13 protein-coding genes and 2 pseudogenes are annotated in these 19268 nt (G+C 43.3%); 10 read left to right on the forward strand and 5 right to left on the reverse strand.

Features of this window, described 5'->3' with window-relative positions:
- Positions 1–33: 33 nt before the first annotated feature.
- Positions 34–1536, forward strand: coding sequence for an L-seryl-tRNA(Sec) selenium transferase (selA, locus tag LIZ66_RS11320; protein WP_226838007.1), 1503 nt, complete (start codon positions 34–36; stop codon positions 1534–1536).
- 38 nt (positions 1537–1574) lie between these two features.
- On the opposite strand, the gene LIZ66_RS11325 is transcribed toward selA, so the two are convergent.
- Positions 1575–2228 (reverse strand): L-rhamnose mutarotase, encoded by a 654-nt coding sequence (locus LIZ66_RS11325; protein WP_148462814.1) that lies wholly within the window; start codon positions 2226–2228, stop codon positions 1575–1577.
- Positions 2229–2452: 224 nt separating this feature from the next.
- Here LIZ66_RS11325 and LIZ66_RS19355 point away from each other — a divergent pair.
- A pseudogene (locus LIZ66_RS19355) lies at positions 2453–2497 on the forward strand (hypothetical protein); the annotation flags it as partial.
- Here LIZ66_RS19355 and LIZ66_RS19360 read toward each other — a convergent pair.
- A pseudogene (locus tag LIZ66_RS19360) lies at positions 2486–2548 on the reverse strand (hypothetical protein); the annotation flags it as partial. The pseudogenes LIZ66_RS19355 and LIZ66_RS19360 sit on opposite strands and share 12 nt — an antisense overlap.
- On the opposite strand from LIZ66_RS19360, the gene LIZ66_RS19365 reads away from it, so the two are divergent.
- Complete coding sequence (locus LIZ66_RS19365) at positions 2539–2649, forward strand: DUF6783 domain-containing protein (protein WP_308768431.1); 111 nt, start codon at positions 2539–2541, stop codon at positions 2647–2649. The pseudogene LIZ66_RS19360 and the gene LIZ66_RS19365 overlap by 10 nt on opposite strands.
- 77 nt (positions 2650–2726) lie before the next feature.
- Positions 2727–4064 (forward strand): MATE family efflux transporter, encoded by a 1338-nt coding sequence (locus tag LIZ66_RS11330; RefSeq protein ID WP_148462876.1) that lies wholly within the window; start codon positions 2727–2729, stop codon positions 4062–4064.
- Between the two features lie 72 nt (positions 4065–4136).
- Here LIZ66_RS11330 and LIZ66_RS11335 read toward each other — a convergent pair whose 3' ends face one another.
- Complete coding sequence (locus tag LIZ66_RS11335; protein ID WP_226838008.1) at positions 4137–6572, reverse strand: glycoside hydrolase family 94 protein; 2436 nt, start codon at positions 6570–6572, stop codon at positions 4137–4139.
- A gap of 570 nt (positions 6573–7142) precedes the next feature.
- On the opposite strand from LIZ66_RS11335, the gene LIZ66_RS11340 reads away from it, so the two are divergent.
- From LIZ66_RS11340 to LIZ66_RS11365, 6 genes are all read left to right on the forward strand, one after another.
- A complete protein-coding gene (locus LIZ66_RS11340; RefSeq protein WP_118580086.1) occupies positions 7143–8171 on the forward strand; it encodes a LacI family DNA-binding transcriptional regulator in 1029 nt (342 codons plus the stop codon).
- A gap of 42 nt (positions 8172–8213) precedes the next feature.
- Complete coding sequence (locus LIZ66_RS11345; protein WP_148462812.1) at positions 8214–9566, forward strand: hypothetical protein; 1353 nt, start codon at positions 8214–8216, stop codon at positions 9564–9566.
- 233 nt (positions 9567–9799) lie between these two features.
- On the forward strand, positions 9800–10780 hold the full coding sequence (locus LIZ66_RS11350) for a carbohydrate ABC transporter permease (RefSeq protein ID WP_148462811.1): 981 nt from the start codon (positions 9800–9802) through the stop codon (positions 10778–10780).
- A complete protein-coding gene (locus LIZ66_RS11355) occupies positions 10777–11649 on the forward strand; it encodes a carbohydrate ABC transporter permease (protein ID WP_226838009.1) in 873 nt (290 codons plus the stop codon). Before LIZ66_RS11350 ends, LIZ66_RS11355 begins: the two co-directional genes overlap by 4 nt.
- A gap of 331 nt (positions 11650–11980) precedes the next feature.
- Entirely contained in the window at positions 11981–12619 is a 639-nt protein-coding gene (locus LIZ66_RS11360; RefSeq protein ID WP_173715597.1) for a trimeric intracellular cation channel family protein, read from the forward strand.
- A 24-nt stretch (positions 12620–12643) separates the two neighbouring features.
- The gene (locus tag LIZ66_RS11365; protein ID WP_227200965.1) at positions 12644–14476 is read left to right on the forward strand and encodes an ABC-F family ATP-binding cassette domain-containing protein; all 1833 of its coding nucleotides are present in this window, start codon (positions 12644–12646) and stop codon (positions 14474–14476) included.
- 136 nt (positions 14477–14612) lie between these two features.
- Here LIZ66_RS11365 and LIZ66_RS11370 read toward each other — a convergent pair whose 3' ends face one another.
- Positions 14613–16340, reverse strand: coding sequence for an ammonium transporter (locus tag LIZ66_RS11370; RefSeq protein WP_227200964.1), 1728 nt, complete (start codon positions 16338–16340; stop codon positions 14613–14615).
- Positions 16341–16845: 505 nt separating this feature from the next.
- Positions 16846–18945, reverse strand: a complete 2100-nt coding sequence (locus LIZ66_RS11375) for a glutamine synthetase III family protein (RefSeq protein WP_227200970.1) — start codon at positions 18943–18945, stop codon at positions 16846–16848.
- Positions 18946–19268 lie beyond the last annotated feature (323 nt).

A 19268-nucleotide genomic window follows, 5' to 3' on the forward strand; every position in this document is an offset into this window, starting at 1 on the left:
GAAGAGGAAAGCTTTCTGAACAGGAGAAAGGAATTGTTTCGCAGACTACCAAAAATTGACAGGCTTATGGGAATGGAACTGACGAAAGAACTGACGGAACAGTATGGGTATCGTGCAGTACTGGAAGCTGCCAGAAAGGTGGAAGAGCAGCTGCGGGATGCCATGCGTCAGCAGATTTTGGCGGAAGAAAAGCCAGCTGTGTTCCTGGATATATCTGGACTATCAGACCAGAAGGATGGCTTACCAGTAAAGCTGTCTGATTTGAAGGCTTTGTCTGAGACAACATTAGATTATACAGAGTACATTTTGCAGGAAATGAAGAGACTGCTTGCGTGCAGAAGCCAGAGGCAGATACAGCGGGTGATCAATGCTACCGGTGTGATCCTTCACACAAATCTCGGAAGAGCGCCCCTTGGGGACAGACTTGTGTCTGAGCTTATACCTTTGATGACCGGATATACTAATCTGGAAATGAATCTGGAAAATGGGAAGAGAGGAAGCAGATATGATCATTTTGCTGAAAATCTCTGTAAACTGACTGGGGCTGAGGCTGCCATTGCAGTGAATAATAACGCGGCAGCAGTGTTGATCATGCTGACGGCGCTGGCATCTGGAGGAGAAACCGTGGTTTCCAGAGGAGAACTTGTGGAGATTGGAGGGAAGTTCCGGATTCCGGATGTATGCAGCCAGAGTGGAACGATGCTTGTGGAAGTGGGGACTACCAACCGGACTTATCTGGAGGATTACGAAAATGCAGTGACAGAGAATACAGCTGCTTTTCTGAAAGTGCATACCAGCAACTATCAGATTACCGGTTTTACCCATGAAGCAGAGCTTGCGGAACTTGCAGAAACAGCACATAACCGCGGAATTCCCCTTCTGGTGGATCTTGGAAGCGGAAGCCTTGTGGATATTGCCTTTTATGGAATCGAGCCTGAAAAGACCGTACAGGAGCTTTTGAAGAAAGGCGCAGATATTGTATCTTTCAGTGGCGATAAACTTCTGGGCGGGCCACAGGCGGGAATATTGGCAGGACGTAAAGATTTGATCGAAAAGATTTCCCGGCATCCTCTCATGCGGGCGCTGCGGATCGATAAGTTTACAGCTGCGGCGCTGGATAAGACGGTAAGTATTTATCTGGATGAAGGTCAGCTGGAGAAAGAGATTCCGGTTTATGATATGATGAGTCGAAGTGCAGAAAAACTTAAGCGGAATGCATTATGGCTTATGGGTGAATTGTTGTTCGAAGATTCTGCATATGAACTTGCAGTAACCTCTACACGAAATCCTGTTGGCGGTGGTACTACACCTGGAAAAACACTGCCTGGAGCTGCATTGCAGATAAGAAGCCTGAATGGAAAAGGACTTTCCGCACAGGAAATCAGTGACTGCTTACGGAAAATGGATACTCCGGTTATTGGTCATATTGTAGACGACTGGGTCTATCTGGAAATGCGGACCATAAGGACTGACGAAGAATTGGAGGTTCTCAGAAAAGAATTGAAATATGATCTGTACAAGAAAAACCCTCAATGACCTTTGAAAATCATTGAGGGTTTTGGAGCATTATGATTCTATTTCCCCATATGCCATGCCAGTCTTACACTTGCAGAGTGGACTGTTCCTGTGAGCCAGTCGCAGTCATTGGTGATCCAGTCCATGATGCCAAGCTGGCGGGTTTCCCAGGCAACGGTAGCTTCATGGGCTTCTGGTGTTTCCTCAGTCTCCATAGTGGTATCGATTTCGTCATAGCCGAAAATATATCCGCCTGCGCTCCAGATGCTAAAGTTGCTGTCAGGACCCGGGTCAATTCTGCCCTCTCTTGCGGCAACCAGTCCGTCATGTCTTGCCTTATATTCTTCCTCGCAATCAGGTTTCAGTCTGGTCATGAACATTCTGTGGCGGATCAGCTCTTTGTTTTCGCGGACAATACCGAAATTGTGGTACATCAGACGCATGTTTTCGCCAGGGGTGGAGATCCAGGTGAAGGTGTGGTCAATTCTGGAAGTGAGAGCCTGGATGCTGGCTTTTTTCTCTTCTGAAAATTCGTTGTTTTCGTCTGTTTCGTAATATCCGAAAATCAGGGAATCACAGTTCCAGATGCTGAAGTTATGTACCTTTTCCTGATCCAGAAATGCAGTCAGATCTGGCCAGATCTCTCCTAATATCTGGCGGTAGTCATTTTTTTTTCCTTTTTTGATTTCCATAGCAAAGCTGTGTCTTTCCATAAGAAAAATCCTCCGTTTTATAAAAATAAGATATTGTGTATATCTGGTGTTTCTGTTTTGAATCCTGTTGGATAAATATCAATCGAAAAAAGGACAGATTTACTGCTCACGGAACGTTACCAGTAAACAGTAATAAGGATAGCATAATTTCTCAGATAAATCCACCCTTATATTGACATTCGGCATGTACTTATATACAATAAGAGGACTGGCCTGGAGCAGGTTTGAAAAATCATTCCCGCAATCTGCACGCCTTGCTTTGCGGTATATTTTGCCTGAATTTCGTCTGCGTAGCCCGCTGTGATGCCCCATTCGGACAAAATTTCCTACAAATTGTGATGCTCATCTTGCAGAAAGTCTTTTTCAAACACGCTCTAAAAAAGAGGGCGACAGAACAAAAGGGTTACTGGTCACGGAGTGAACAGTAAACGAAAAGGTTTAATTACAGAAGAGAGGGGATTGTTTTTGGAAAAAGAAGTAAAAGTTCAGGAAAATAAAATGGGTGTGATGCCAGTGGCAAAGCTTCTGCTCACCATGTCTGTACCGATGATGATTTCCATGCTTGTCCAGGCACTTTATAATATTGTGGACAGTATGTTTGTGGCGAGATTAAGTGAGAGTGCACTTACTGCAGTTTCACTTGCGTTTCCGGTGCAGAACCTGATGATTGCAGTGGGAACCGGTACTGGTGTTGGTATCAATGCGCTGGTGTCGCGCTCTCTTGGAGAGAAAAAGCAGGAATATGCCAATAGTGCTGCAAATAACGGTATTTATCTTGCGATTTTCAGCTTTATTGGATTTGCAATTGTTTGTGGATTTTTTGCACCTGCTTTTTTCAGGGTGCAGACTACGGATCCGCAGATCATGGAATATGGTGTGGATTATGTCAGAGTGATCGGAATTATGTCCTTCGGCCTGTTTATCCAGCTGACCTGTGAGAAGCTTCTGCAGTCTACAGGGAAAACGATTTATTCCATGGCAACACAGCTTCTTGGCGCTATTATCAATATTATTCTGGATCCAATCATGATTTTTGGTTTATTTGGATTTCCAAGAATGGAAGTAACAGGAGCAGCTCTTGCCACTGTTACCGGCCAGATCATTGCAGCAATTGCAGGTGTGATCGTGAATATGAAGCTGAATAAAGAGCTTCATATTTCTCTTGTGAAATATAAGATTTCCGGTGATGTGATCCGCAGCATTTACAGCGTAGGTTTCCCATCTATTATTATGGCTTCTGTTGGTTCTGTTATGACATTCGGAATGAATAAGATCCTGATGGGCTTTACTTCCACTGCAACGGCGGTATTTGGCGTGTATTTCAAGCTTCAGAGCTTTATTTTTATGCCAGTGTTTGGACTGAATAATGGAATGGTTCCCATTGTTGCTTACAACTATGGTGCCAGAAAACCGAAGCGTATTACGAAAGCAATTAAGCTGAGTATTATTTACGGAGTATGTATTATGCTTGCTGGTTTCGCTGTATTCCAGCTGTTCCCGGGAAGCCTTCTGGGAATTTTCAGCGCCTCTGACGATATGATGGCAATCGGTATCCCGGCACTTCGTACCATCAGCCTCAGCTTTCTGATCGCAGGATTTTCTGTGGTTGCATCTTCTGTGTTTCAGGCATTGGGACATGGCTTTTTAAGCCTTGCGGTGTCTGTGCTGCGTCAGCTGGTAGTGCTACTTCCGGCTGCATTTATCCTGTCAAAAGCAGGTGGCCTTGGAGCCTGCTGGTGGTCCTTTCCCATTGCAGAGGTGTTCTCGGGAGTGATCTGCTTTGTGTTTATACGATATGCGTATAAGAAAGAAATTCATCCGCTTTACGAGAAATAAAACAGATAGGAAAACAAGAGCCCTCGGAATTTCGGTTCCGGGGGCTCTTGCTAAAATTAGTAATATTTATTTTTATTCCATATGCACTGTCACATGATACTCTGTCTTTCCATCCTCAACAGGTACCACATTTCCATCCACATGCCTGCCATCAACCTCCAGGTAAGCTACACCCTTTTCTACATTATTCGGGTTCTTAACGTCGAAGTAATAGGTGGCACCGCGGAAGCGGCGGGTGAGGGTGAAGTCACCGAAGCCCTCCGGAATACACGGATCAATGGAAAGTCCATCATAGGATGGCTGTACACCCAGAATTGCCTGGGAGAGGTTCACGAAAGTCCATGCAGCTGTTCCGGTAAGCCAGCTGTTTTTCGCTTCGCCATGGCGGGCTGCATCCCGTCCTGCGATCATCTGGGAATAGACATAAGGCTCTGTGCGATGGATTTCGCTAATGTTTTCAATATAAGACGGGCAGGTCTTTTTATAAATTTCAAAAGCACGGTTTCCTCTTCCGATAACGGTTTCGGCAATGGAAATCCATGGATTGTTATGGCAGAAGATTCCGGCATTTTCTTTGTATCCCGGAGGGTAGGAAGAAATTTCACCAAGGTTCAGGTAATATCTGGTGTAAGCCGGCTGGTGAAGCATAATACCATATTTGGTGTCCAGGCGCTCTTTTACAGAATCAAGAGCTTTTTTTGCCAGGCCTTCTTTTACACCAATGCCGGCAATGATACAGAAGCCCTGCGGCTCAATGAAAATCTGCCCCTCTTTGCATTCGTGGGAGCCAACCTTCTGAGAGGTGGCGTCATAAGCACGAAGGAACCATTCTCCATCCCAGCCAGCGTCAAGGACTGCCTGGTACATTTCTTCAACAGCTTTCTGTGCGATAGCAGCGTCCTCTTCTTTTCCAACACGTCTGCAGATCTCTGCAAACTCATTTCCGTATTTTACATACATACCTGCAATAAATACAGATTCTGCAACTGGTCCCTCAGATGGTCCTGTGGTCTGGAAGGATTCACCAGGTTCATTGGAAAAGCAGTTCAGGTTCAGACAGTCATTCCAGTCAGCACGTCCGATGAGAGGGAGCTTGTGTGGTCCAAGATGGGTGCGGCTGTATTCGAAGGAACGGCGAAGATGCTCAAAAAGAGGAGCTGCTTTTTCCATATGGCAGTCAAAAGCAACCATTTCATCCAGAATGGAATAATCTCCAGTTTCCTTTAAGTAAGCGGCCACAGCAGCAATCAGCCACAGCGGGTCATCGTTAAATCCGCTTCCGATATTCAGGTTACCTTGCTTGGTAAGCGGCTGGTACTGATGATAAGCACTTCCATCTTCGAACTGGGTAGCTGCAATGTCAAGGATTCGTTCTCTTGCACGCTCCGGGATCAGATGTACAAATCCAAGAAGATCCTGGCAGGAATCACGGAAGCCCATTCCACGGCCGGTTCCGGATTCATAGTAAGAAGCGGAACGGGACATGTTAAAGGTTACCATACACTGGTACTGGTTCCAGATATTTGCCATACGGTTTACGTGAGGATCCTTACTCTCTACATGATAGCGGGAGAGAAGATCATCCCAGTAAGTATTCAGGATGGCGAAAGCTTCATTTACCTGTTCGGAAGTTTCGAATTTCTCCATGATCTTCTTAGCAGGCTCTTTTTTGATCACGTTTAAAGCTTCCCATTTGTCGTCTTTTGGGTTTTCACAATAGCCGAGAAGGAAAACATATTCTTTTTCTTCACCAGGTGCCAGGGAAACATTGATCTGCTGGCTGGCAATGGGATACCATCCGCTGGCAACAGAATTGTGGCTCTTGCCTTCCTCTACAACGATTGGAGCATTATTGCCGCGGCCAAGTCCTAAGAACTCATCACGGCTGGTGTCAAAACCGTCTACAGGAGTATTTACAGTGAAAAAGCTGTAGTGATTGCGTCGTTCGCGGTATTCGGTCTTATGGTAAATGGTGCTGCCAATGATCTCAACTTCACCGGTGCTTAAGTTTCGCTGGTAGTTGGTCATGTCGTCAACGGCATTCCAGAGGCAGAACTCTACATATGAAAATAACGAAATCTCTTTCGCTTTATCTGAATTGTTTCGCAGAGTCAGTTTGTTGATCTCGCAGGCTGTGTCAACAGGGACGAATGCAAGAAGATCAGCTGCCAGGCCGTTTTTCTCACCGTGGAAACGGCTATAGCCAAGTCCATGGCGACACTCATAAACATCAAGAGGAGTGCGGGTTGGCATTGCACCTGGATTCCATACGGTATCTCCATCTTTGATATAGTAGTATTTTCCGTTGGAATCTACCGGGATATTATTGTAGCGGTAACGAGTGATACGGAGCAGCTTTGCATCTTTATAGAAGCTATAGCCGCCGCAGGTGTTGGAAATCAGTGTGAAGAAATCCTGGGAGCCAAGGTAATTGATCCATGGCAACGGGGTATCTGGTGTTGTAATAACATATTCTTTATTGACGTCATCAAAATGTCCGAAATTCATAGTGGATCTCCTTTGATAATTTTTATTCTTGCTGAATTCTTTCTAATTGGTTGATTGCTATTCGTGATTTACATCAGGGTGCATTATTTTAATTTTCGAAGCTGCATAGTGATCTGCGCTTATATAAGTAATAATGTTTTGCAAATGCAATGAGTAGTTTCGAAAAAATCAATTGGATTGAATTGTGAGATAATTAACACACGAAAACGAATAAGTAAAGGCAATAAGAAATAAAAGTAAAGAATAATGGTATATATTTGTTCTTAGTATAATAGAAAGACTGATTAAAAGCAACATAAAAATTACAGTAATAATTAAATCTATTATATATTACAAATCAGAGATTTAAAACACGAAACTTTTCGCGAAAACATTTCGAAAAGAGCTCTTATTCACGATTAAATTGTTAAAAACACAAATATCCAAATTGTGCAATAGGTAGAATGACGTGAAAACGCACAAAAAACGCCAGAAACCACTTGATTTTTTGTGCACTAGGGGGTACTATAAGCTTACGAAAACGATTTAGAGATGACAGGAAAGAAAAACAGGAAAGAATGAGGCAAGCATATGGTTTCCATGAAAGAAATCGCAAAACAATGTAATGTCTCAGTCGCCACTGTCAGTAAAGCATTAAATGGTTACTCCGATATCGGAGAAGAAACAAAAAACTACATATTAAGAACGGCTTCAGAGATGGGATATCTTCCCAACTCATCGGCAAGAGCTTTGAAGACGAAGCGAACCTTTAATCTGGGAGTTTTATTTGTGGACGAGGCCCGAAGCGGTCTCACACATGATTACTTCAACAGAGTACTGGAAAGCTTCAAAAGCACCGCAGAGGCGAAAGGCTATGACATTACTTTTACAAGCGGAAATGTTTCCGGTAAAAGGATGACCTACCTGGAGCACTGCAGATACCGGGGCGTGGACGGAGTGGTAATGGCCTGTGTGGATTTCACCGCAGAAGAGGTTCAGGAGCTTCTCCTTTCAGACATTCCGGTGGTGACCATCGATCATATCTGTGATGGAAGGATATCGGTAGTATCCAACAACATCCAGGGAATGGAAGAACTTGTTACCTATATATATAAGAAGGGACACCGCAAGATCGCTTACATTCATGGAGATGACACATCGGTTACCAAGAATCGTCTTGGAAGCTTTTACCGGACCCTGCAAAGACTGGGGATTGAAGAACCGGATGAATATGTAAAACCGTCTTTTTACAGAGATGCTGATCTGGCAGGTGAGAGAACCGGTGAACTTTTGGATTTGAAAGATCCGCCAACCTGTATTCTCTATCCTGACGATTATGCAGCGATGGGAGGGATAAACGAGATACGGGAAAGAGGACTTCGGATACCGGAAGACATTTCAGTAGCCGGGTACGATGGAATCAATATCGCCCAGGTTCTTGAACCCAAGCTGACAACCCTTTGCCAGGACACAGCGGCAATCGGAAGGATAGCGGCAGAAAGGCTGATTGAGCTGATTGAGCACCCGAAGACAACAGTTATTGAGAAATACACAGTGGATGGAACCCTTTTTAAAGGAGCTTCCGTGAAAACTTTGTATCCATCAAAAAATTTCAAGTAGCTATTAAAAAAATTAAAAGATATAATTAAAGGAGGAAGTAACATGAAGAAAAAAATGGTGAGCGTATTATTAACAGCTTCTATGCTGGCAGGAATGACATTATGTGCAGTCCCGGTTATGGCAGAAGATGCAGAAACACCGGAAAACGAAGTTACCGGTGACGCTTCCGCAGATGATTCCTTTGTAGTATGGGGATGGAACGATGATATCAAGAAGATCCTTGATGGACCATTCAAAGAGGCTTATCCAGATGATTACGAAAGAATCGTTTTCGTAAACACAGGTGGATCTGATTATTATCAGAGCAAACTGGATCCTGTACTTGATGATCCTTCAAATGAGTTATATCCTGATATGATGGGCCTGGAAGTTGACTATGTTCAGAAATATGTAAACAGCGACTGGGTACAGAATGTAGCAGATCTTGGAATCACAGCTGATGACTATGCAAACAGCTATCAGTACAATCTGGATCTTGGATCCGATGTTGATGGAAACGTAAGAGCACTGTTCTGGCAGGCAACTCCTGGATGCTACGCAGTTCGTGCAGATCTGGCTGAGAAATATCTTGGAACAACAGATCCTGCAGCATTAGCTGAGAAATTCAAAGATCTGGATACCATCGTTGCTACAGCTAAAGAGGTTAACGATGCTTCCGGCGGAAAATGCAAACTGTTCTCTGGCTATGATGAGATCAAACGTAGCCTGACCGGTTCCAGAACTCAGGGCTTCTATGATGAGAACGATAAGATTACAATTGATGACAACATCAAGACATATATGGAAACAGCTAAGACTCTTTATGATGAAGACCTTACCTTCAATACCGATCAGTGGAGCGCTGACTGGAGTGCAAACATGAGTGGTGATGGCGTTGATTCTAACGCAGCACTTGCTTATATGGGATGCCCATGGTTCGTATACTGGAGCTTAAGTGATGCTTGGAAAGGCAACACAATCCTTGTTCCTACCCAGACAAAATGCTATTGGGGCGGCACAGGACTTGCAGCTACAACAGATTGTGCAGATACCGAGCTTGCAGCTAAGATCATGAAATTCTTCACATGTGATGAAGATGGAATGGTTGCAATCAACGCTCTGAACTCTGACTATGTAAACAATACAGCAGCTGTCAGCAAGATCATCGAGGCTGGTACATCCGCAGATGGAAACGGCTATCTGTATCCAGACGCTGGACAGAACTTCATGGAGTTCTTCCTTCCATTAGCAGACGGACTTGACGCTTCTATGGTAACAGCAGAAGACCAGCAGATCCTTTCCCTTATGGATACTCAGACCAAGGCTTATGCTACAGGCGAAAAAGACCTTGATACTGCACTTGCAGATCTGACTGCATCTATCCATGATACATTCTCTTACCTGAGCGCAGAATAATGTGGCTTAAGAGTTTGCAGAGTCAATCATAAGTAAGTAGTGAGTGTGCTGCTTCTTCCCCAAAGAAGGAGCAGCACATTCTTATATAAGCGAGCAGCTGCTTTTGCTATAAAAAAGCAGAATGACTGCCAGTGGCAGAGGAGGATGGCGCAGAAGCCCAAAGGGGCAGGTACTCCCGCCAGTGTCAGGCATTCTGCCTGGGAAAAGCAGGCAACTTCAGACAGGAGGCTGTTATGAATAAGAAAAAGAAAAAAATGATCGATTATGGAAGGTATGGCTACTTCTTTATTGCACCGTTTTTTATCACTTATCTGGTGTTCCAGCTGTGGCCACTGATCAATACTTTCTATTATAGTACCTTAACCTACTACAAACGTAACGGACGTGAATTCATGGAGTTTGCAGGACTTCAGAATTTTGTAAATATCCTTGGTATGGCTGCAGGAGAGAGAGGTTATGTACTCAGCTATCTGAAAAATACCCTTGTAATGTGGGGCTGCAACTTTGTTCCTCAGATTCTGGTTTCCCTTCTTCTGGCTGTATGGCTGACGGATGAGAAGGTTAAGGTAAAAGGAACCGGCGCGATGAAGGTTATCGTTTACCTTCCAAGTGTTATCACTGCAGCTTCCGTTTCTGTACTGTTTAAATCTTTATTTTCCCAGTACGGACCAATCACCCAGACATTGAAGGACTGGGGCGTTCTCAGCAAGAACTTCGATTTTATGTCCAGCGTAGCAGGAAGCCGTGGGCTGATCTCCACAATTCTGTGGTGGATGTGGTTTGGTAATACGACCCTGCTTCTGATTTCAGGCGTTCTTGGCATTGACCCGGGACTTTTTGAGGCTGCTGATATTGATGGTGCAACAGGCTGGAAAAAATTCCGCTACATCACTTTACCGCTTTTGAAACCAATTATGCTGTATACACTGGTTACCTCCGCAATCGGTGGTCTTCAGATGTATGATATCCCGGCACTGTTCAACGTTCCGGAGACCGGACTTGTTGGTCTGCCAGATGATAAGACTACCACAATGGCCATGTATATTATGCGTCTGTATAACAGTGATGTTGGAAAGGCAGCAGCCGTTTCCGTAGTACTGTTTATTATCACGTTGGTTGTCAGTCTGATCCTGTTCGCAACTATGAGTGACAGCGAAGACAGACGTATGAAAAAAGAGCAGAAACAGCGTAGAAAGGCAGGTGGAAGATCATGAGTAAAGCCGCAACAGTAGACAGCTACAGCAAGAATATGCTGCATCAGAAAGTCTTCCGTACCATTATTTGTATTTTATTCTGTATCATTGCACTTTTGCCATTTGTTCTTCTGGTTATGAACGCAACAAGAGATTCTGAGTCTATCAAGGCTGGTGTTTCCCTGATTCCGTCCACACACCTGATCGAGAACTGGAAAAACCTGATGATCAAGCAGAACGGTATGCAGATTACTTTGCAGAAAGCGATCATTAACTCTGCAACCATTACGATTCCTGGAACTTTCCTGTCAGTTTATTTTTCATCTCTGACAGCTTATGGTATCCATGTATATGATTTCAAATTCAAAAAATTTGCATGGGCATTTATTATGGCAGTTATGATGGTACCAAGTCAGATTTCCATCATCGGTTTCTACCGTTTCATGCTGGATCTGAAGCTGATCGATACATACGTTCCGTTGATCATTCCTACCATTGCAGCTCCAACTGTTGTTTTCTTTATGAAACAGTATATGGAAAGTACACTTTCTCTGGAGATGATCGAGGCAGCTAGAATCGACGGTTCAAAAGAGTGGAATACCTTTAACAAAATTATCCTTCCAATTATGAAACCGGCAGTTGCCACACAGGCAATCTTCCAGTTCATCGCACAGTGGAACAACCTGTTTACACCTACCATTTTGCTGACAACAGATTCCAAGAAAACACTTCCTATGTTTGTACAGCTGCTGAGTTCTAACCAGTTCCGTACTGACTATGGTGTAGTTTATGTAGGACTGTTTGTTACTATTATCCCTCTGGTTGTTGTATACTTGGTACTTTCCAAGTACATCGTCGCAGGTGTTGCACTTGGCGGTGTTAAGGGTTGATGGCGTGTATGAAAATATATTAGATTAAGAAAAATATTAAAGAAAAATATTAAAGAAAAATATTAAAGAAAAATAAGTGTATGGCCGGAGGAGAAGTCTTCCGGTCATATTTTTGAGCTGTTTCAAAAAAATAATTTGGATATGCTGAAATTAATTGGATTTTTCGGAGTTTTCAGGTGGCAAACAGGGAATTATATGTTATACTGATTGGGTGTCATTTATGGGAACAAGCGGGAAAGGAGAACCCTCTTGTGATAAACACAAGAAGTAGTTTTTACTGCGCAAACTTTATGAGAATGGCATGGATAAAAGTGGGCGAGGTTATTGTTTTATGGGTTATCAGGAAACAATCACATTTATTTTGGAGATGATTGGAACTATTGCATTTGCGGCGTCAGGTGCACTGGTGGGATCGGAGCAGAAGATGGATATTTTCGGAGTTTCGGTTCTTGGGGTGATCACTGCAGTTGGCGGTGGTATGATTCGTGATGTGACGCTGGGAATTACTCCTCCGGGAGTTTTTCAGAAGCCAGTATATGCGGCTGTAGCAGTGCTCACTTCAGTGCTGGTGTTTTTTCTCCTTTATTTTAAAAGGGAGATGCTGAAAGGAAATGTTACTTATGACAAAGTAATGCTGGTGATGGACTCTGTAGGACTTGGGATATTTACTGTGGTTGGCGTAAATACTGGAATCCGTCAGGGGTTTGCAGACAACACTTTCCTGCTGGTATTTGTGGGAACCATCACCGGTGTTGGCGGAGGATTGCTCCGTGATATGATGGCAGAGGTGCCGCCTTATATTTTTGTAAAGCATATTTATGCATGTGCATCCATTGTGGGAGCTATTGTTTGTGTGTATACGTACCGCTGGTTTGGAGTGGTGTTCTCCTTGATCTTTGGATCTGCAGCGGTGATCCTGATGCGGTATCTGGCTGCACATTACAGGTGGAACCTGCCGAAATTAAAATAAAAGGCAACTATTAGAGGAGTACTTATGATTAAAGCAGAGAATTTATCCTATTCTTTTCCACATAAAGAGTTATATAATAAAATTTCATTTACCCTGGAGGATGATGTGCATTGTGCCTTTATCGGAACCAATGGAACCGGTAAGAGTACACTGGTGAACATGATCCTTTATCCGGATAAATATTTATACGATGGAAAGCTGATCGTGGATGTACCTGGAAGGATTGGATATGTCAGTCAGTTTTACACCATTGAGAGAGAAAAAGAGGTTACGGTATTTGATTACATCAGTGAAGAATTTGTAAGGCTTCAGAATAAGATCAACCAGATCTGCGAGGATATGGCAGTTACAGATCATCTGGAGGAGCTGATGGAGGAATATCAGCAGACTTTAGATGAATTTAATGCCATTGACGGTGACTTTTACGAAAGTAATATTCGCAAGCAGCTGAAAACAGCGGGGCTGGCTGGGTATGAAGATCAGCTTCTTACAAATTTAAGCGGTGGAGAGTTCAAACTGGTGCAGGCCATCCGGGAGATGATGATCAGCCCGAAATTTATTATTATGGATGAGCCAGATGTGTTCCTGGATTTTCAGCACTTAAATGCACTTCGGAATCTGATCAATTCCCATAAGGGAACATTGCTTGTGATCACCCACAACCGCTATCTTCTGAATCATTGCTTCAACAAGATCCTCCATCTGGAAAATACGGAGATGCAGGAATTTGATGGCAATTATGTGGATTATAATTTTGCACTTTTGCAGATGAAAATTGAGCAGCAGGAGCTGGCTGCGGCAGATATGGAGGAAATCGAGCGTAACCGCAAGATTGTAGAGCGTCTTCGAAACAGCGCTACTGCCATTGACAGTGCAACAAGGGGAAGAAGCCTGCATGCGCGAGTTTCCCTTTTGGAACGTCTGGAAGCGAGAAAGACAAAGTCTCCATTTGTGGATATTAAGCAGCCGGAGATCGTATTTCATGCAGATGAGGTTTTTGATGCGGAAGTTTCTGGTGAAAATCCGGAAGAAGCTTTGGAAAGTGAAAGAAAATCCGAGTTGGGAGATGCGAATGCAGAAAATGAAGCTGAGAAGATAGTGTTAAGTGTAGAAGACTATAATGTGACCTTTGACCGGGAGATTATGGAACATGTTTCCTTTGTTCTTCATGCAGGGGATAAGGTTGCAATTGTGGGACCAAACGGTACTGGAAAGACGACCCTTCTTCGTGATGTTATCAAAGGAGAAAACCCGGCAATCCGTCTTGGCGAAAATGTTAAGATGGCATATCTTTCCCAGATGCATGGGGAGGTATTTGATGAGAAGGCCACTGTTCTTAAAAATTTTGAGGATGCAGGCTTTGATACCGATGATCAGGTGATAGCTTACCTGAAAACCTATGGTTTTGAGGAAGAACTGATCTACAGTTCGGTATGTGATCTGTCTGGTGGAGAAAAGAATCTTCTCCAGCTTGCGAAGATTTCCAGAACAGGTGCAGGTCTGCTGCTACTGGATGAGCCAACCAGTCATCTGGACACATATTCCCAACTGGCACTGGAGCAGGCGGTAGAGAAATACAATGGGACAGTTCTCATGGTTTCCCATGATTTTTATACCGTAGCCAACTGCATGGATTATGTGCTTCTCACAGAGGATAAGGGCCTTCGCAAGGTAAGTATGCGAAAATTCCGAAAGATGATTTACGCCGACCACTTTGATAAGGATTATCTGGAATATGAGCAGAAGAAAAAAGAACTGGAGAACCGGATTGCTTTCGCACTTCAGGCAGGCAAGTATGAGGAAGCGAAAAAGATTTCAGAAGAGCTGGAAAAGCTTTTGCGGAAATATAACGGATAACAAAAAAATTGTATAGGAAGCAGCATTGACGAATATGTGTGACGGAAATGTATAGAAAAAACAGCCCCGGAAAAAATTCCAGGGGCTGTTTTTAAATAAGGGAAACAAAAATGTAGTAAGACGTCAAAGTGATTTATTACTCTTCGTGAGTATCCTGCAATGCCAGGTAACCTTCCTCGCCAGTTCTGATTTTGACAACGTTTTCGATATCATATACGAAAACTTTTCCATCACCGATCTGACCAGTATGAAGAACTTTCTTAGCGGTTTCGATAACCTTCTGAACAGGAACAAGGCTGACAACAATTTCAATCTTGACTTTCGGAAGCAGGTTCATATCCATCTCAACGCCACGATAGTAAGCAGGAGCCCCTTTCTGGACACCACAGCCAAGAACGTTTGTAATGGTGATTCCGGTTACGCCGATTTCATTCATAGCCTGCATAAACTCTTCCAGCTTGTTCTGACGGGTAATGATAACAACCTTTGTAAGCTTATGAACGCCGTCTGCCGGGATTTCCGGAATGAATTCAGCTGGAGCAGAAGGTCTGGGAGCAGCGGTAAATTCTCTGGAAGTTCCCATAGGAGTGGGAACAGAAGCAACAGCATCGCGAATAGCAAATCCGTCATAAGCACTTGCAAGACCATGTTCTTTTATATCAAGACCCTGAATCTCCTCTTCAGCAGATACTCGAAGACCCATAGTATGTTTGATAACCTGGAAAATAATTGTCATTGTAACTGCAACCCATGCAATTGTGATAAACATTCCGGCAAGCTGTACACCAAATCCGTGGAAACCGCCGCCAACAAGAAGACCTTTCCAGTCTGTACCAGATCCGTCGGAGAAAAGACCAACGGCGAGAGTACCAAATGCACCGTTTAAGCCATGGACACCAACAGCACCAACCGGATCATCAACTTTTAATACTTTATCAATAAATTCAATACCAAATACTACAATAAAACCAGCTGCAATACCGATAATAGCAGCAGATGTAGGAGATACGGTATCACATCCTGCAGTAATTGCAACAAGACCTGCAAGAGATCCGTTCAGGGACATGGACACATCTGGTTTTTTATAACGGATCCATGTGATCATCATAACAGTTACAGTTGCAACTGCAGCGGCAAGGTTTGTGGTAACGAAGATTTTTCCTGCACTTACAATTGCATCGCCTTCCATGGATACAGTGGAAGCACCGTTGAAACCAAACCAACAGAACCAGAGGATAAATACACCAAGTGCACCGACTGTCAGGTTATGACCTGGAATTGCTTTTGATTTTCCACTTTTGGAATATTTTCCGATACGTGGTCCAAGAATGACGGCACCGATAAAGGCGGCCACACCACCTACCATATGTACTGCACAGGAACCTGCGAAATCATGGAAGCCCATCTGACTGATGAAACCGCCGCCCCAGATCCAGTGACCGGAAATCGGATATACTACAAGGCTGATCATAAGACTGTATACACAATACGATGAGAATTTGGTTCTCTCAGCCATAGCACCGGAAACAATTGTAGCGGAAGTAGCACAGAAGACTGTCTGGAAAATCAGGAATGCCCAGAACGGAACTCCGTCAGGAAGCATTGCACTGCCATAATTTGCTTCTGAAGCGATACCACCGATTCTTCCGAAGAAGCCGTTTCCTGCACCGAACATGATTCCAAAGCCAACCAGCCAGAAAGCCGGAGTACCGATACAGAAATCCATCAGGTTTTTCATAATAATGTTACCTGCATTTTTGGCTCTGGTGAAACCTGTCTCCACCATAGCAAATCCGGCCTGCATAAAGAAGACCAGCGCGGCACCAACAAGTACCCAGATCGTGTTTACTGCTGAATAATTCATAATAATTTCCTCCCTCTTTTCGCACTTTTCGAAATGTTTCGAAAAACACGTTTTTAATATCAAAAAGCGCGAAAGAGAAAACAAATTTGTTTTTTCTTTCGCGCCTTTACGATCCTGGTATATTATCTGCGTCTGCAGAAATATTGTTACTGTTCACTCTGTGACCAGTAACACGCTTCGCGATGCACAGAAAGACGAACCTTCTTGTGACAGGCACAAGAAGTAGCGTTTGCTGCGCAAACTTAATTCTCGGGTTTTCTGTGAACTTTGTTTACAAAAAACACCTTGCGGAATGTTACCAGTGAACAGTAACGAAATATTCAGTTGTAAAATTAATATGTAAAACAGGGGATATCCGTATCGTGTGATTAATGGATGAGGAAATCGATAATGAATTATGAAGTAGAGTTTCATAATAGATATCCCCTGTATTTACCTGTGTGAGAAACAAATTCCAAAAACAGGAACAGTTTCTTTCATTTAGAATTCTCCTCTGTAAATCTGATCAGATATAGAAGAGAAGTTTTCCATATGTAGGATATGGAAGCAGATCATCCGGAATGAGAGTTTCAGCTTCATCAGCAGATTTTCTCAATTCCTCCATGTCCTCAAGTACTTCAGTCTGATACAGTTTTGCATTTTCCAGAACATCTTCAGTTGCTTTTGCTTTTGCTGTATCAGATTTCAGCTTCTCAAGACCTTTTGTCATAGCATCCTGAAGTCCGGACAGCTTGGTGATAAGAGTAGTTTCACTCTCACAGGTGATTCCAGGTACAACAGATGCTTTCAGGCTTGCTGTGCTTGCAATTTCTTCAATATAAGACATAACAGATGGAAGAAGGTCTTTCTGAACCATTTCAACCATTGTATTAGATTCGATGTTGATGGTCTTGGAGTAGTTCTCAAGCCAGATTTCATAACGGGAGTGCAGCTCTTCGCTGGTGAAAATGCTGTGCTTTGTGAACAGGTCGATATTCTTCTGGGCAATCCACATTGGGAGAGCATCCGGGGTAGACTTCAGGTTGTAAAGACCACGTTTTTCAGCCTCTTCAATCCACTCATCTGTATAACCGTTACCGTTGAAGATCACACGTTTGTGTTTCTTAATGGCTCTCTTAATCAGTTCATGAACTGCATGTTCCATATCTTCCGGAGCTACACCATCAAGCTCTTTGGCAAACTGGTCAAGAGCTTCCGCAACAGCTGTATTCAATACAATATTCGGGTTTGCAACAGAAGCAGCAGAACCAAGCATACGGAACTCGAATTTGTTTCCGGTAAATGCAAATGGTGAAGTACGGTTTCTGTCAGTATTGTCTTTTACAAAGTGTGGCAGAACAATTGCTCCGATATCCATCTGTACAGCGCCGTGAGAAGTAAAGTAAGTATCATTTTCGATAGACTTCAGAACTTCTGTAAGTTCATCACCAAGGAAAATAGATACAACTGCGGGCGGAGCCTCGTTGGCACCAAGTCTGTGATCATTTCCTGCACTTGCAACGGAGATACGAAGAAGATCAGCATATTCATCAACTGCTTTAATAACTGCCATTAAGAAGACAAGAAACTGAATGTTTTCAGATGGTGTTTTTCCAGGATCCAGAAGATTTACGCCATCATCTGTGATCATGGACCAGTTGTTGTGCTTACCACTTCCATTGATTCCCTCAAATGGTTTTTCGTGAAGCAGGCAAACCAGATCATGTTTGTCAGCAACCTTTTTCATGATTTCCATTGTCAGCTGGTTGTGGTCAACGGCTACATTTGTGGTATCAAATACAGGAGCCAGCTCATGCTGTGCAGGAGCAACCTCGTTATGTTTTGTTTTTGCAGGAATGCCAAGCTTCCAGAGTTCTACATCAAGATCATGCATGTAAGCTGCAACCTTTGGCTTCAGAGTTCCAAAGTAGTGATCTTCCATTTCCTGTCCCTTAGGAGCTGGAGCACCAAGTAAGGTACGTCCACAGAATACAAGATCTTTTCTTTCTTTATAAAGCTCCTTTGGAACCAGGAAGTATTCCTGCTCAGGTCCTACTGTTGTGGAAACATGTTTAATTCCCTTGTTTCCAAGAACGTGAAGCATGTTTACGGCTGCTTTATTTAAGGTATCCATAGAGCGAAGGAGAGGAGTCTTTTTGTCAAGTGCCTCACCGCTGTAGGAACAGAATGCTGTAGGAATGTAAAGGGTTCCGTCTTTAATGAAGGCCGGTGATGTTGGATCCCATGCTGTGTATCCTCTTGCTTCAAAAGTAGCACGAAGACCGCCGGATGGAAAACTGGAAGCATCCGGTTCACCTTTTACAAGTTCTTTTCCGGAGAAATCCATGATCACCTGTCCATCGCCTGTTGGGGAAATGAAGCTGTCGTGTTTCTCAGCTGTTACATTTGTCATAGGCTGGAACCAGTGTGTATAATGAGTAGCACCATTTTCGATTGCCCATTCTTTCATGGCTACTGCAACGGAGTTTGCAACATCAAGCTCCAGGTGAGTACCATTTTCGATGGTCTTTTTCAGTGCTTTGTACATGTCCTTAGGTAATTTACTGCGCATAATCCTGTCGTTGAAAACAAGACTTCCATAGATTTCGGGAATATTCTGTGTCATAACGGATACGCTCCTTTCACTTTTCATGTCTTTCTTCATCCTTATTTTTGATAAAAGAAAAAGGCGCCTTGGATACATTTCTGTATTCCAAAGCGCCTTTGCTTTATGTTCTGTAGTATACTCAAAAAAAAACAGATGTCAATAGTTTTTTTGAAAAAAATTCCAAAAAGATTTTGCGGTTGACTGAAAAAAGTTCTTGCTCAAATTAGGATAGGCATACTTGACAAATAGGTTTCTTCCATTATAATTTTTGTTCAGAGCCAGGCAAATTTACAGTAAGATATGTGAGCGTGCTTGCATAACGATACGTCCTTGGCTGTAAA

This window comes from Blautia faecis, assembly GCF_020554845.1.
Taxonomy (GTDB): Bacteria; Bacillota; Clostridia; order Lachnospirales; family Lachnospiraceae; genus Blautia_A; species Blautia_A faecis.

Bases quoted from the DNA above. Each gene is read 5' to 3' on its own strand.
- LIZ66_RS11325 (WP_148462814.1), bottom strand. From the start codon at position 2,228: ATGGAAAGACACAGCTTTGCTATGGAAATCAAAAAAGGAAAAAAAAAT.
- LIZ66_RS11330 (WP_148462876.1), top strand. From the start codon at position 2,727: ATGGGTGTGATGCCAGTGGCAAAGCTTCTGCTCACCATGTCTGTACCG.
- LIZ66_RS11335 (WP_226838008.1), bottom strand. From the start codon at position 6,572: ATGAATTTCGGACATTTTGATGACGTCAATAAAGAATATGTTATTACA.
- LIZ66_RS11340 (WP_118580086.1), top strand. From the start codon at position 7,143: ATGGTTTCCATGAAAGAAATCGCAAAACAATGTAATGTCTCAGTCGCC.
- LIZ66_RS11345 (WP_148462812.1), top strand. From the start codon at position 8,214: ATGAAGAAAAAAATGGTGAGCGTATTATTAACAGCTTCTATGCTGGCA.
- LIZ66_RS11350 (WP_148462811.1), top strand. From the start codon at position 9,800: ATGAATAAGAAAAAGAAAAAAATGATCGATTATGGAAGGTATGGCTAC.
- LIZ66_RS11355 (WP_226838009.1), top strand. From the start codon at position 10,777: ATGAGTAAAGCCGCAACAGTAGACAGCTACAGCAAGAATATGCTGCAT.
- LIZ66_RS11360 (WP_173715597.1), top strand. From the start codon at position 11,981: ATGGGTTATCAGGAAACAATCACATTTATTTTGGAGATGATTGGAACT.
- LIZ66_RS11365 (WP_227200965.1), top strand. From the start codon at position 12,644: ATGATTAAAGCAGAGAATTTATCCTATTCTTTTCCACATAAAGAGTTA.
- LIZ66_RS11370 (WP_227200964.1), bottom strand. From the start codon at position 16,340: ATGAATTATTCAGCAGTAAACACGATCTGGGTACTTGTTGGTGCCGCG.
- LIZ66_RS11375 (WP_227200970.1), bottom strand. From the start codon at position 18,945: ATGACACAGAATATTCCCGAAATCTATGGAAGTCTTGTTTTCAACGAC.